Raw genomic sequence first — 13,987 nt, 5'->3', positions numbered from 1 at the left:
GTTGTTTTAACAGAGATGTTTTGTGATTTGATTGGAAAGGGCGGCCACCGGCCCACGCCCCGCAAAGGTACGCGGCCGGGGCGGCTGCTGCATCAGGCGGCCATGTATTGCTTCCACCAGGTCTGGAACACGATGAGGGCCCAGATGCGGGCGTGCACGTCGCCGGGGCTGCGCGAAAAGAGTTGCGTTTTGAGGGCGCGCACGGCGTCGACGTCGAAGATGCCCTGTGCGGCCACGAAGTCGTCGGCCAGCAAGTCGTTTTCGATGAGCGGGCGCAGCTCGCCGCGGAACCACTTGAGCAGCGGCACTTCGAAGCCGTGCTTGGGACGGTCGTAGAGCTCGACGGGCAGTTCGGAGCGGAAGGCGTCCTGCACGATTTTCTTTTTCATCTTGCCGTCCACCTTGCTGCTGACGGGCAGCGAGAAGGCGAAATCCACGACGTGATAGTCGAGGAAGGGGGTGCGCACTTCCAGGGAGTTAGCCATGCTCATCATATCCACCTTGGTGAGCATGTCGTAGGGCAGCACCAGCGTCATATCGGTGAGCAGCACCTCGTTGAGGTCGCCGTCGGCGTGGATGTTTTCTAAGATGTCTTTGCGGCGCTTGTCGGCAGCTTTCTTGCCGATTTTGCGGCGGCTATCGGCGCTGAGCAGGCCGCGGGCATCTTTCTCCGAGGCGAAGCTGGCCCAGTCCCAGTAGCGGTCCTTCACACCCGAGAGCATGCCGCGCGAGAAGCGCTGCAGCTGGCGCACCTTGTTGCCGAAGAACGAGCTGCGCGACTTGGGCAGAATGTCCCACAGGAAGTTGAGGCCCGTCACCGCTTCGGCCTTGAAGCCGCCCTGGCGCACCTGGAACTCGGCCATGTGCTTGTTGTAGCCGCCGAAGATTTCGTCGGCGCCGTCGCCGCTCAACGCCACGGTCACCTGCTGGCGGGTGCGCTGGCTGAGGATGTACACGGCGAGCGCCGAGGAGTCGGCGAAGGGCTCGTCGAGGTAGTCGAGCATCGAGTGCAGATGCTCGTAGAGGTCGTCGTTGGTCAGCGAGAAGACGGTGTGATTGGTCTTGTGCCGGGCGGCCACGAGGTTGGCGTACTTCGTTTCGTCGAAGAACGGCTCGTCTTTGTAGCCGATGCTGAAGGTGTTGAGGTGGGGCGTGTGGCGGGCGGCCAGGGCCGTGATGACGCTGGAGTCGATGCCGCCGCTGAGGAAAGCGCCCAGCGGCACGTCGGCCACGAGGCGGCGCTGCACGGCGTCGTCCATCAGGGTCACCAGCTTCTTTTGCTGCTGCTCGTAGTCGAGCTTCTGCTTGTCAACCTTCTTCGGGTCGTAGGGAATTTTGTACCAGCGCTTCTTCACCACCTTGCCATCCTTGATGTAGAGGTAGTGCCCGGGCAGCAGCTTCTTCACCCCCTTGAAGATGGTGGCCGGGCCGGGGATGTAGTTGAGCTGCAGATAGTGGCTCAGGGCCGCGTAGTCGAGCTTGCGGGGCACGCCCAGGGCCATGATGGACTTCATCTCCGAAGCGAAGAACAGCTTGTCCTCGTCGCGGTACACTAGCAGGGGCTTGACGCCGTACCGGTCGCGGGCAATGAACAGCGAGTTCTCTTCCTTGTCGAAGATAGCGAGACCGAAGAAGCCGTTGAGCTTCTTAATGAACGAGCGGCCTTCGGAGATGTAGAGGTTGAGGATGACCTCGGTATCGGTCTGCGAGTGGAACTTGTAGCCCTTCTTAACCAGCTTCGCCCGCAGCTCGCGGAAGTTGAAGATTTCGCCGTTGAAGACGATGGTGTAACGCTGGGCGGCGTCGGTCATGGGCTGGTTGCCGTCGGCCGAGAGGTCGAGGATAGCTAGGCGCCGGAAGCCGAGCCCGCACTGGTCGTACACGAAGTGGCCCTGCGAATCGGGACCACGACGAATGATGGCATCGGTAGATGCTTGCAGGCCCGCCAGCGACTGGCGGCCTGTTTCGGTAAAGGCAAAGACTCCGGTAATTCCGCACATAGTAGCCGGCAAAGTTACACCCCCGTAACCTAACGCCCCGCAGATGGGTATTGCAGGAGGCTGGAATTTGGAGGAATTCAGCGCTTTTTAGCGCGTCGGCAGCTGCTTGCTGCCGGGGTTTGCTTCCTTCCTGCCGGTTTTTAGCGTCTTTCTTCCCACCTCTTATTCTTTCTTTCCGATGAACCTGAACGAGCAATTTGAAGCCGCCGTGGAGCGGGTGAACAACCTGCCCGCCGACACGGCCCCCCAGCACATGACCGAGCTTTACGGCCTCTACAAGCAGGCCACCGAGGGCGACGTGAACATGCAGAGCGGCGAAGTAAGCGCCGACGAAGCCGATAAGGCGAACGGCCCCGCCGGTCTCTCGCAGGGCCAGTGGGACTCGTGGAACCAGTACAAGGGCCTGCCCGAGGAGGAAGCCAAGCAGCGCTACGTGGCCCGGGCGGCCGAGGTAACCGGCCTGGGCAAGGAGGGCGGCCACGGCGCCCCCACCAACGCCGTGGCCACCGATGCCAACACCAACGCCCCGACCCCGGCCGACCACGGCGGCCTGCGCGGCGACATCACCGCCGGGGCGCCCTACGGAGGCGAGGACAAGCTGAAGGGCCAGCAGTAGGCCGCGGCCGCCAACGGCAACACGAACGCCAGCACCAGGGGCCGGTTCCGCAAGGGACCGGCCCTTTTTGCGGGGGTGCGGGGGCGGGGCCGTTGCGGCTGAAAAGGGGCTGCCAGGGCTGGAAAAGCGGTTAGGAACAGAAAAGTAGCAGCCGGATTTGGGAGAAAGGAGGATGATGCTGTTACTTTGCGGGGTTGTTTGGTATTCAACTCATTTTCCTTTTTACTCTTTTTGGTTTCTATGGCAGTTTTTACACTTGGAAAGTTGCTCCGGCGGATGGGCTGCCTGGGGGCGGTGGCCACCGGACTGGGCTTGCTGAGCGCCACGCCGGCGCTGGCCTACATTGATGCGTCGGTGGATGCGGTGTTTGTGCAAGGGCAGGTGCCGGCGGGGCTGGGCCGGCACGCCGTGCAGGCGCGCATCACCAACACGGGCACGCAGACGATTTTTAACCTGCCGGTGACGCTGGACGTGACGGGCGCTAACTTCTTCCTGAACGTGAAGACGGTGCCCTCGCTGGCGGTGGGGGCGTCTACTACGGTGATTTTCGACACCTATGCGCCGACAGTGCAGGGCTACGACGACGTGACGGTGTACCTGCCTACGGATACGTACTCGAGCAACAACCTGAGGGAAGGTATTGCCCAGATTACGGCCAATACCTTCGCCTACACGAGCTCCGGGGCTATTGCTACCTACGGCTATAAGCTGCCCGACAACGGCCAGGACGGCATCATGGGCGTGAAGCTGACCTCGAACGGGGCGGCCCGGGTGACGGCCATCTCGGCGCAAGTGCCGAACTATGCCGTGAACGTGGGACAGCCCCTGACGCTGGTGGTGATGAGTGCCAACGGCTCGATTCTGGCCCGCTCGGCGCAATACACCATTCAGCAGGCCGACCTGGGGGGCTACAAGCGCCTGCCGCTGCTCACGCCGGTGACGGTGCAGGGCGATTTCCTCATCGGGGCGCTTATCGACAACAACCAGTACTTTCCGGTGGGCTCGCTCGGCGAAACGCCGCCGCGCTCGGGGGCTTTCTTCCTGATTCAGCAAACGACCTACGGCGGGCCACCCAACAACTACATCGCCAATAACACCACCACCATGACCTACCTGGTGGCCGAGCTGGCGGCGGCCCCGGCCTGCGCCAACCCCACCAACCTGACGGCCCAGAACGTGACCGGCACCTCGGCCAGCCTGACCTTTGACGCGGGCCTGGGCAACACCAGCTACACCGTGAGCTACGGCCCGGCCGGCGGCCCCGTCACCCAGACGCTGAGCGCCACTTCCTCGCCCGTGAACATCAACGGGCTGGTGCCGGGGGCGGCCTACGTGGCTACCGTGACGGGCAGCTGCGGCAGCACCCCGGCCAGCCCGCCGGCGCAGCTGTACTTCGGCACGGTGCCGCCCAACGACCAGTGCGCCGGCTCGAACACCCCGCAGCTGGCCTGCGGCGCTACCGTGACCGGCTCGACCCTGGGCAGCACCAATACGAACGACCCCACCGGCACCTCGTTCAACGGCGATGAGATATGGCCCGAGTCGGGCGGGGTGTTTTACCGCATCACGGGCACGGGCACGCCCATCACGCTCAACATGTGCAGCAGCGCGTTGCGCTACGATGCCCAGCTCTTCGTGCTGACCGGCAGCTGCGGCAACCTGAACATTGTGGCGTCGGACGACGACGGCTGCGGCCAGCTCGGCGACGCCACCATGTCGCTGGTGACTTTCCCCACCGTGGCGGGCACCAACTACTATGTGTACGTGACCGGCTACGCCGGCGGGCGGGGCGAATTCAGCCTGACGGCCACCTGCGGCAGCCTGCCCGACCTCGTGGTGAGCAGCTACCAGACCGTGGCCGGCGGCGCCTACCGCAACGTGACCGTGACCGGCCCCGCCACGGGCGGCGCGGGCACGGCCTACCTCACGGCCCCGCTCAACGTGGCGGGCACGCTGACCATTCAGAACGGCGGCACGCTCATGGCCAACTGCCACGCCATCACCGGCAACGGCAGTTTCACGCTGGCGGCCGGCGGCGCGCTCGGCATCTGCGATGCGGCGGGCATCACCCTCACCGACAACATCGGCGCGGTGCGCGTGTCGGGCGCCCGCTCCTACAGCTCCGACGCTACCTATATCTACGACGGCGTGTCGACGCAGGTGGGCGGCGACGGCCTGCCCACCCGCGTGCGTGGCCTCACCGTGAACAACGCTCAGAACCTGACCATGCAGGCCCCGCTGAGCGTGGCGCAGGTGCTGCGCCTTACCACCGGCAACCTCGTGACCGGCGGCAACGCCCTCACGCTCCTCTCGACCGCCACCGGCACCGCCCTGGTACACCACGAAGGCACGGGCAACGTGACGGGCACTGCCACCGTGCAGCGCTACCTCACGCCGGGCGCCAATACAGGCCTGGGCTACCGCCACTATTCGTCGCCGGTGGCCAGCACCACCGTGGCCGACCTGGGCGTGAGCGGCTGGAACCCCACCGTGGGCGGGGGCTACAACACGGCCGCCTCGCCGGGCACCGTGCTGCCCTTCCCCACCGTGTATGCCTACGACCAGGCCCGCCTGGCCACGGCCGTGAACGACATGACGGCCTTCGATAAAGGCTGGTTTACGCCGGCCAGCGCCGCTACCCTCATGGGCGTGGGCCGCGGCTACACCGTGAACCTGCCCGCCACGGCCCTCGTCGATTTCCGGGGCACGCTGAACACCGGCAACGTGGTGCTGAACCTGAGCCGCGGCCCAGCCACCGAGGCCGGCTGGGCCTTCGTGGGCAACCCCTACGCCGCGCCCCTCAACTGGAGCCTGGTGACGGCCGGCAGCCGCCCGGGCGTGATGGCCGCCATGTACGTGTATGAGAGCAGCGGGCAGTACGCCGGCTCCTACCGCTCCTACACCAACGGCATCGGGGTGGGCAACCCCGAGATTCCCAGCGCGCAGGGCTTCTTCGTGCGGGTGGCCGCCGGGCAGAGCGCCGGCACGCTCACGCTGCGCAATACGCACCGCGTGACCACCTACGGCCCGCAGACCACCTTCCGGCGCGCTGCCGCCGACCTGCGCCCGGTGCTGCACCTCACGCTGAGCGGCGGCAACGCCCCCACCGACGATGCCTTCGTGTACTTCGAATCGGGCGCCACGCCAGCTATCGACGCCGAGTTCGACGCCGAGAAAATCATGAACCCCACCGGGCTGTCGCTGTACTCGGAAGCGGCCGACGGGCTGCTGGCCATCAACGGCCTGTCGCCGGCCGGGCTGCTCCAGGCCACGGTGGTGCCCCTGGGCGTGCGCGTGCCGGTGCTCGGCACCAGCTACACCCTCGCGGCGGCCGAGCTGCGCAACCTGAGTAGCGTGCCGGGCGGCGTGTGGCTGCTCGACGCGGCCACCGGCCAGCGCATCGACTTGCGCCGCCAGCCCAGCTACACCTTCTCGCTGACGGGGGCCGCCGCCACTACGGGTATCGTCACGGGCCGCTTCAGCCTGCAGTTTGGCGCCAGCAGCATCGTGGCCGGCAGCCACTCGGCCGCCGCCCGTGCCGCCGGCCTGGCCGTGTACCCCAATCCCGCCAAGGGCCGCTTCAGCCTCACGCTGCCCGCTCGCGCCACGGCGGCCGCCGGCACCCTGGTGCTCACCAACAGCCTCGGTCAGACGGTGCTCAGCCAGCCCTTGGCGCTGCCCGCCGCCGGCCTCAGCACGGAGGTCGATGCCAGCACGCTGGCCGCCGGCGTGTACGCCCTGAGCGTGTGCGTGCCGGGGCAGGCGCCCCTCACCACCCGCGTGGTGCTGCGCTAAGCCTCGCCCGCTGCCTGTAAACGCCCCCCTGCCGCCCCCGGCAGGGGGGCGTTTTGCTTCGTGCTTCCAGCGGTTGCCTTCTGGCAGTTGGTGATTGCCGGCTAGCGTTTGGCAATTGCCAAGTGCTAGCCGGCAATTGCCAAACGCTAGATGGCAATCACCAACTGCCAGCCGGCAATTGCCAACTGCCAGCCGGCAATTGCTAACTGCCAGCCGGCAATTGCTAACTGCCAGCCGGCAATTGCCAAACGCTAGCCGGCAATTGCCAAGAGCTAGCCGGCAATTGCCAAACGCTAGCCGGCAATTGTCAAACGCTAGCCGGCAATCACCAAAAGCTAGCTGACAATTGCCAAACGCTAGCCGGCAGTTGCCGGCTAGCCGACGGCGGCTGTTGCTGAGCAGTCGGCGGCGGCGCCGGCTTGCTTGGCAAGCTCCGGGGCGCTACCGGCGCCCGCTGCCGGAAGCGGGCCGGGCGCCGGGCGGAGGCGGGCCTAGGCTTCGAGCAGCCAGGCCAGGGCCGGCAGCTGGCCGCCGGGCGCCTTACCCAACAGGTTGCGGTGATGCGTGAGCACGGTGCTGTGTTCGATGTGCAGGCGGGCCGCTATGCGGGCATTGCTGAAGCCCTCCAACAGCAAGCGGAGCACCTGGTCTTCGCGGGGCGTGAGGTAGAGCTGCTTGGTGGCTTTCAGCAGGCGGCGGAGCCAGGGCCAGAAGCCGGCAGCGGCGAAGCCAAAGCGAAAGCCGGTGTCGGACCAGCCAAGGTCGAGGCGCTGAAAGTAGGATACCCACGGCCCGGTGCCGTCGGGGGTGCGCAGCGTGGCCAGGGGCACGCAGTGCAGCACTGGCCACGCTGCGCACCCCGGCCCCAGCAGCCGCAGGCGGCAGCAGAGCTGCGTGGCGGGGTCGATGGCGGGGTGCTGCTGCACAAACTGGCTGGCCCAGGCGCGGGCGCAGGCCAGCAGTGGGGCATCGGCGGGATGCAGGGCGGCGTGCAGGGCCGCCGCATCGAAGGGGCCGGGGGCCAGGGCCGGCACCGCGGCCAGGGCCGTGCCGAAGCACTGCGGCGGCTGGCCGTCGGCCAGGTCGGCCACGGCCACCAGGGGCAGGGGGCACTGCTGGCACAGCGCCTGCAGCAAGGCGGGGGTGAGCAGGGGTGCCGCCGTGGGTGCTTCGGCCCGAAGGTCCACGGCTTCGCCCTGCTGCCCGAAAACGAGCAGATTCATGGGGAGGCATTAGGAGTGAACAGAACTTTCGGGGGATGCAGTGGCGAATGTAAGCCACAAGCAGCTAGTGGCTCCCCTTTCGGGGGCGGGCGCCGGCCGGCTTCCGAAAAATCACCCACATGTAGGTATTTTTTCCGGGCGGGCGAGGGCACACCTTTGCATTGTCGGGGCGGGGTAGCCAGCCGCCCGGCCCTTCCCTAGCCCCGGCATGGCTGCCCGGCGGCCGGCGGCAGGGGCGCCCGGGTTAGCCGCCGGGGCGCGCACGTGTTGTTTTCCTATCACCTTTCTGCTTTTAAGCATGCGTAAACCTAAACTCAACACCAGCTTCGACAAGCTGCCGGCCGACCAGGTGAGCCCCCGGGCCCACAAAGCGGTTACCTCGTTTACCAGCAACGAGTATTTCCCCACCGGCCCTACCATGGTCAACGACCTGGGGCGGGCCGTGGAAAGCTACGACGTACACGTAGCCGAGCACGCCTTTCTGACGCCCTCCCTCACGGAGGAGCGCGACCTGCTGCGGCAGGCCGTGCGCGTGCAGATGGGCCTGCTGGCCGCCGAGTGCAACCGCCAGCAGCCCGGCAACCTGGCGGCGCTGCTCAGCACCTCGCTCGACCTTGCCGCCGAGCCCAAGGCCAGGCAGACCCCGGCCGCGATAACCAACTTCGTGCTGCTCGACGGCACCCAGGCCGGCTCCATCAGCAGCCGGGTGGGCCGCCCGGCCAATACCACGCTCTTTCTGGCCCGCTTCACCATCGACCCCACCCTCGACGAGAAGCACTGGGAGGTGTGCTTCGGCTCCTCCATCGAGCAGCTCTTCGCGGGGCTGCCCAGCGGCGCCCAGCTGCGCGTGAAGATTGCGGCTCTCAACGGCGCCAGCAACACCAGCAATGCCCTCTGGACGCCGGTGCTCGTGCGGCGCGTGCAGTAAGGCCCGGGCCTGCAGAAAGAAGCGGCGGTCGGGCGGAGTCCGGCCGCCGTTTTTGTGCAAGCAGGGGCGATATGCGGGTGGCGACCTAACTTTGAAGGAGTTTCATCTTCCTTTATGATACTACGCTTTACTTACTTGCTTTCGCTGGCCGCCTGGCTACTGCTGCTAGTACTTACAGGGCCGCCAGCGGCCCGGGCCCAAGCTCCTGCCATCCGCTGGGACTGGGCCAGTCGCGGTAGCAATACGGGGGCCATTTTCAGCGAGTCGGGGGGGCATCGGGTGCAGGCTGATGCGGCCGGCAACAGCTATATCACCGGCGTTTTTGCCGAGGAGCTGACCCTCGACGGGGTAGTGCTCGCGGCCGGCGGTGGATATGCGTCTTACGTGGCCCGCTACAATGCCGCCGGCCGCGTGGTATGGGCCCAGGTACTGCGTAGTCCCAACTTCTACGCGGGCCCCACCAACTGCGTCGTCGACCGGGCGGGCAACTTGTATCTGGCCGGCGGCTTTGTGCAGGCGCTGACTATTGGCACTACTACCTTGACTGCCCCTGCCAGCCTGCCCAGCAACAGCACTGAGGAAATGGGCTTCGTGGCCAAACTCAGCGCGCAGGGCGTGGTGCAGTGGGCCATTGCCCTTGGGCCGCAGCCCGGCGCTACCAGCGGCGCGGCACCCTGCCTGGCGCTGGCCATCGACGCGGCCGATAACCTGGCCATTGCCGGCAGCTACGTCAACGGCCTAGCGCTGAGCGGAGCAATTGTATCGACGCTGGCCACGGACTTCAGCAACCTATTCGTCATTCGCCTCACCAATACGGCCAGCGCCACCCCCACCGTGGGCTGGGTGCGCATGGCGTCGGGCACCCCCTACCGCACCACGCCCGGTCTGGCCTTCGACGCAGCCGGCCACCTTTACCTGAGCACGGCTATTTATAACAGTGCCACCTTTGGTAGCACCACGCTGCCGGGTGGTGGCGCGCGCATGGCCACTGCGCTGGTGCAGTACAATGCCGCTGGCGCGGTGCAGTGGGCCCGGCAGCTGCCGGCAGTGCTGCCAGCCGGTGCCCAGCCCTTTGGCATTCCGACTGCACTGGCCGCTCCCCCTACCGGGGGCCTCTATTTGCTGCACACCGAGGTGGTGTACACACCGGTGTACGAGGCCACCACGCAGCTGCTGGCTTACTCGGAGCTGGGAGCACTGCGCTGGCTGCACAGTCTGCCCACTACCAATGGCTCATTGGGGCTGCGCAGCGTGGTCACCGATGCCAGCGGCAACGTGTATGCCGGGGGCTACCTGCAGGGCACCTCCGTACTGGGCAACCTCAGCGTGACCGGCACCACCCCGGCCAGCACCGATGGGGTGGTGTTTTCCTTCACGCCGCAAGGGGGCGGGCGCTGGGCGCTACCCGTGGCCGCCGGCCCCGGGGCCGACCATGTTGTCGGCCTGTGTGCTGCCGGGGTCGACGACCTCTACGTGGTGGGGGGCTCTGATGCGGCCCTCTCGCTCGGGCCTTTTGTGCTGCCCACTGCCAGCACTACCGGTGAAGTCTGGACAGGGCATTTTCAAATGCTGCCCCTTGCTACTTCGACCGCCGCTTCCGCTGCCGCCCTGCTGCTGGCCCCCAATCCGGCCCACGACTTCGCCCTGCTTACGCTGCCGGCCGCCCCCACCCCGCAGGCCTTCGCTCTGCTCGATGCGCTGGGCCGCCCCGTGCGGCACTACGCCGTGCCGGCCGGCGCCACCACCGCCCGCCTCGACGTGGCGGGCCTGCCCGCCGGCCTCTACGTGCTGCGTGGGGCCGGGGCCAGCCGCAAGCTGGTGCTGGAGTAGGCCGGGGGCAGCGTAGCTTTGGGGCTGACTCCTATTCTGTTTTCGATGATATTCTCAACGTTTACCCGCTTGGTTGCCGGAGTGGCCTGCTGCTTTTTTCTCATCGTGGGGCTGTTGCCGACGGCCCGGGCGCAAGCGCCCACCCCTGCCTGGCAATGGGCCGTGCGCGGCGCCAGCCCGGGGGCACCCGCAGCCCAAAGCCAGGCCAACCGGCTATGCGTAGATGCGGCCGGCAACACATATGTGCTGGGCCACTTCACCACCACCCTGGCCCTGGGCGCCTTCACCCTGGCCAGCCCTACCACCATGGGCGGCTACCTGGCCAAGTATACGCCTGCCGGCAGCGTGGCCTGGGTGCGCCAGCTGGGCAGCCCCAGCGGCGGCCTGTATATGTACCGCGTCGCCACCGATGGCGCGGGTAATGTGTACCTGACGGGCGTGTTTGAAGATGAGCTGACGATTGGCTCGTACGTGCTGCCCGACCCTAACAATATCCCGGGCGGTGCCGGCGGCCCCAACGGCTTTGTGGCCAAGCTCGACCCACAGGGCAGCGTGGTGTGGGCCGCCCGCATCGGGCCAGTGCCCAATGCCTTTGGCGGCGGGGCCACCTGCAATGGGCTGGCGGTGGATGCCAGCGGCACTGTCACCATTGCCGGGTACCTGAGTGGCACCGTCAGCGTGGCCGGGCAGGCGGTACCGGTCAGCTCCGGCTTCCAGGCCTACTTCTACGTAGCGCGCCTGACTGCCACGGGCACCGCCAGCCCCACGCTGGCCTGGGTGCGCACCGCCGAGGCCCCCCAGATTCGCTTCGATACGGCCCTGGCGCTGGATGCGGCGGGCGACGTGTATGCGGCGCTGAGCAACACGGGGGGCATGACATTCGGTGGACACGCGCTGCCGGGCACGGGCACTGCCTGGCAAAGCATGCTGGTGAAGTACGATGCCAGCGGCACGGCCCAGTGGGCCGTGCGCCTGCCCGAGGTGCTGCCCGCCGGCACGGCCACGCTGACCAACGTGGCGGATGTGGCCGCCCCCGCCACCGGCGCCGTGTATGTAGCCACCCATGCCAGCGCGTCCGCCCCCAACTACCAGCGCGGCCTGCTGCTGGCGCAGTATTCGGCGCAGGGAGCGGCCGGCTGGCAGCACACCACGGTGGGCAGCAGCAGCGCCACCGGCATCGGCAGCCTCGCCCTCGATGCGGCAGCCAACCTGTACGTGGCAGGCGGCTTCGATACGTCTTTCACCCTGGGTGGGGCAGCCCTCAGTAGCAGCCCCTCCACGGCCACCGATGCCTATCTGCTTTCCTTTACGCCGCAGGGCAGCTTACGGTACGGCTTGCCCATCAGCAACGGCGCGGGGGTCGAAGTCATCAGCAGTCTGGCGGTGAGCCCCCCCGAAACCGTGCACGTTGCCGGAGCCGCGCGGGGCGATGCGCAGCTCGGTCCCATCGCCTTGCCCGCCACCAGCACGGCCTACCAGCTGCTGATAGGCCGCCTGCAGTTGCGCACGACGACGGCCGCGCAACCGGCCAGCGCCTCGGCGCTGCTGCTGGCCCCCAATCCCGCGCACGGCACGGCCCTGCTTACGCTGCCGGCCGCCCCGATACCGCAGCCTCTGGCCCTGCTCGATGCGCTAGCCCGCCCCGTGCGGCACTACACTGTGCCCGCCGGCGCCACCACCGCCCAGCTCAACGTGGCGGGCCTGCCCGCCGGGCTCTACGTGCTGCGTGGCGCCGGGGCCAGCCGCAAGCTGGTGCTGGAGTAGGCCGGGGGCCGGTGGAGAACAGTCGCTTCCGGGTTGAGACTTACTTTTGTGGGTATTCTTGTTTACGATATGTTCTCCCAGGTCATCTACCGTACAGTATCAGCTGCCTTCTTTTTTATACTGCTTAGCGGGCTGCCACCGGCGGCCCGGGCCCAAACGACTACGGCCACCTGGCAGTGGGCCGCGCGCGGCAGCAGCAGCGGGACTAACAATACGGACAACTCCGCTTATCTCATCGCAGCGGACGCGGCGGGCAACACGGTGGTGGCGGGCACCTTTTCGGGCACAATGGCTTTGGGCAGCACCACGCTGGCGTCCACGGGCGTGTATAGTGGCTGCGTAGCCAAGTACACCCCCGCCGGCACTATGAGCTGGGCGCAGCGGCTCAGCAGCACGGCCGGAACGGTGTACCCGACACGACTGGCCCTCGACGGGGCGGGCAACAGCTACCTGACGGGGGAATTCTACCAGAACCTGACGATAGGCGCCGTGACCCTGACCGACCCGTTGGTCATGCCCGGCAACATTGGCCAACCGAATGGCTTCGTGCTGAAGCTCGATGCACAGGGCATGGTGCAGTGGGCGCTGCGCCTCGGAGGCACCCAGCCGCAGAGCATCTTTCATGCCTCCTGCGAAGGGCTGGCCGTGGATGCGGCCGGCAACGTGGCCGTCACGGGATACTATCAGGGCAACGTGGAGCTGGCCGGGGTGCCTCTGCCGGGCAATGCAGCCAACGACACCTTCTACTACGTGGCCCGCCTGGCGAATACCAGCAGCGCCGCCCCCACCGTGCAATGGGTGCGAACGGCGGCCGGGCTAAGCAACGACCGGCTGGCGGACGCTGCTTTCGGGCCCACGGGCGAGCTCTATGCCAGCGCCATCCTCAGCCGCCCCATGACCTTTGGGGCCTTCACGCTGCCGGGGGTGGCGGCGGGCGTCGTCATGGCCGTGCTGCAATACGACGCCAGCGGCACCGTGCAGTGGGCCCGGCAACTGGCTAATCCGCTGCCTACTGGCGTAGCGGCCGTCCACCTGTTTCCCTGCGCCATGGTGGCCGATACTACCGGGGTGAGTATGCTGCTGCGGGCGTCGGCTTTTGCGCCCAGTACGACTACCGCCGCGCAGCTGGTAAAGCTCCGGCCTCCGGGCACGCCCGGGTGGTCTTATACGACCACGGTGTCGCAGTACGAGGGGGTTTTTCAGGGGCTGGCGGCCGATGCCAGCGGCAACCTTTACGTGTGCGGCAGCGTGCAGGGCAGCGCTACGCTGGGCGGGCTGTCGCTTAGCAGTACCACGCCGGCCACCCGCGATGGGATGCTGCTTTCCTTCACCGCGCAGGGCAGCCCGCGCTGGGGGCAGGTCGTTAGCTCCGGCCTGGGACAGGAGCTGCTGGTGGCAGTGGCGGCCAGTGCGCCCGACCAGCTGCATGTGGCGGGCTACGCTACCGGCGATGCCCGCCTGGGCTCCTTCTCCCTGCCCGCTACTGCCTCTAATAATGAATGGTTGACTGGCCGCTTGCGCGTAAATGTCGTAACGGCAACACAGCTAGCGACGGCTTCTGCCTTGCACCTAGCCCCCAACCCCGCCCATAACATGGCTCTGCTCACCCTGCCGGCCGCCCCCACCCCGCAGGCCTTCGCCCTGCTCGATGCCTTGGGCCGCCCGGTGCGCCACTACACTGTGCCCGCCGGCGCCACCACCGCCCGGCTTAACGTGGCGGGCCTGCCCGCTGGCCTCTACGTGCTGCGCGGCGCCGGAGCCAGCCGCAAGCTGGTGGTAGAGTAGGTGCCCGAGGCCGTAGCTTTGGGGCTGACTTTTACTCCATTCCCTG

At 67.1% G+C, this 13,987-nt stretch carries 8 protein-coding genes; 6 read left to right on the top strand and 2 right to left on the bottom strand.

Features of this window, described 5'->3' with window-relative positions; genetic code table 11:
• Positions 1 to 92: 92 nt before the first annotated feature.
• A complete protein-coding gene (asnB, locus tag Q5H93_RS05345) occupies positions 93 to 2,000 on the bottom strand; it encodes an asparagine synthase (glutamine-hydrolyzing) (protein ID WP_305005466.1) in 1,908 nt (635 codons plus the stop codon).
• A gap of 178 nt (positions 2,001 to 2,178) precedes the next feature.
• Here asnB and Q5H93_RS05340 point away from each other — a divergent pair, with 178 nt between their 5' ends.
• Positions 2,179 to 2,616, top strand: coding sequence for an acyl-CoA-binding protein (locus Q5H93_RS05340; RefSeq protein WP_305005465.1), 438 nt, complete (start codon positions 2,179 to 2,181; stop codon positions 2,614 to 2,616).
• Between the two features lie 240 nt (positions 2,617 to 2,856).
• Positions 2,857 to 6,411 carry a DUF8693 domain-containing protein gene (locus Q5H93_RS05335; protein ID WP_305005464.1) on the top strand — a complete coding sequence of 1,185 codons (3,555 nt, stop codon included), beginning with the start codon at positions 2,857 to 2,859 and terminating at the stop codon, positions 6,409 to 6,411.
• A 491-nt stretch (positions 6,412 to 6,902) separates the two neighbouring features.
• Here Q5H93_RS05335 and Q5H93_RS05330 read toward each other — a convergent pair whose 3' ends face one another.
• Positions 6,903 to 7,634: a response regulator transcription factor gene (locus tag Q5H93_RS05330; protein WP_305005463.1), complete on the bottom strand. Its 732-nt coding sequence runs from the start codon at positions 7,632 to 7,634 to the stop codon at positions 6,903 to 6,905.
• Between the two features lie 298 nt (positions 7,635 to 7,932).
• Here Q5H93_RS05330 and Q5H93_RS05325 point away from each other — a divergent pair, with 298 nt between their 5' ends.
• The 4 genes from Q5H93_RS05325 to Q5H93_RS05310 all read left to right on the top strand — a co-directional run bounded on the left by Q5H93_RS05325 (position 7,933) and on the right by Q5H93_RS05310 (position 13,941).
• Positions 7,933 to 8,562 carry a hypothetical protein gene (locus Q5H93_RS05325; protein ID WP_305005462.1) on the top strand — a complete coding sequence of 210 codons (630 nt, stop codon included), beginning with the start codon at positions 7,933 to 7,935 and terminating at the stop codon, positions 8,560 to 8,562.
• 114 nt (positions 8,563 to 8,676) lie between these two features.
• The gene (locus Q5H93_RS05320) at positions 8,677 to 10,392 is read left to right on the top strand and encodes a T9SS type A sorting domain-containing protein (protein ID WP_305005461.1); all 1,716 of its coding nucleotides are present in this window, start codon (positions 8,677 to 8,679) and stop codon (positions 10,390 to 10,392) included.
• Between the two features lie 45 nt (positions 10,393 to 10,437).
• Positions 10,438 to 12,156, top strand: a complete 1,719-nt coding sequence (locus tag Q5H93_RS05315) for an SBBP repeat-containing protein (RefSeq protein ID WP_305005460.1) — start codon at positions 10,438 to 10,440, stop codon at positions 12,154 to 12,156.
• Positions 12,157 to 12,204: 48 nt separating this feature from the next.
• Positions 12,205 to 13,941: a T9SS type A sorting domain-containing protein gene (locus Q5H93_RS05310; RefSeq protein ID WP_305005459.1), complete on the top strand. Its 1,737-nt coding sequence runs from the start codon at positions 12,205 to 12,207 to the stop codon at positions 13,939 to 13,941.
• The last annotated feature ends 46 nt before the right edge of the window (positions 13,942 to 13,987 follow it).

Origin of the sequence: Hymenobacter aranciens (assembly GCF_030580865.1) — a bacterium.
In the GTDB taxonomy this organism is placed as follows: domain Bacteria; phylum Bacteroidota; class Bacteroidia; order Cytophagales; family Hymenobacteraceae; genus Hymenobacter; species Hymenobacter aranciens.
Note: the sequence above shows the minus strand (reverse complement) of the source record. Positions and strands in the feature narration are given on the sequence as shown.

Excerpts from the sequence above, each read along its gene's own strand:
- asnB (WP_305005466.1), bottom strand. The coding sequence starts at position 2,000 with ATGTGCGGAATTACCGGAGTCTTTGCCTTTACCGAAACAGGCCGCCAG.
- Q5H93_RS05325 (WP_305005462.1), top strand. The coding sequence starts at position 7,933 with ATGCGTAAACCTAAACTCAACACCAGCTTCGACAAGCTGCCGGCCGAC.
- Q5H93_RS05315 (WP_305005460.1), top strand. The coding sequence starts at position 10,438 with ATGATATTCTCAACGTTTACCCGCTTGGTTGCCGGAGTGGCCTGCTGC.
- Q5H93_RS05340 (WP_305005465.1), top strand. The coding sequence starts at position 2,179 with ATGAACCTGAACGAGCAATTTGAAGCCGCCGTGGAGCGGGTGAACAAC.
- Q5H93_RS05320 (WP_305005461.1), top strand. The coding sequence starts at position 8,677 with ATGATACTACGCTTTACTTACTTGCTTTCGCTGGCCGCCTGGCTACTG.
- Q5H93_RS05330 (WP_305005463.1), bottom strand. The coding sequence starts at position 7,634 with ATGAATCTGCTCGTTTTCGGGCAGCAGGGCGAAGCCGTGGACCTTCGG.
- Q5H93_RS05335 (WP_305005464.1), top strand. The coding sequence starts at position 2,857 with ATGGCAGTTTTTACACTTGGAAAGTTGCTCCGGCGGATGGGCTGCCTG.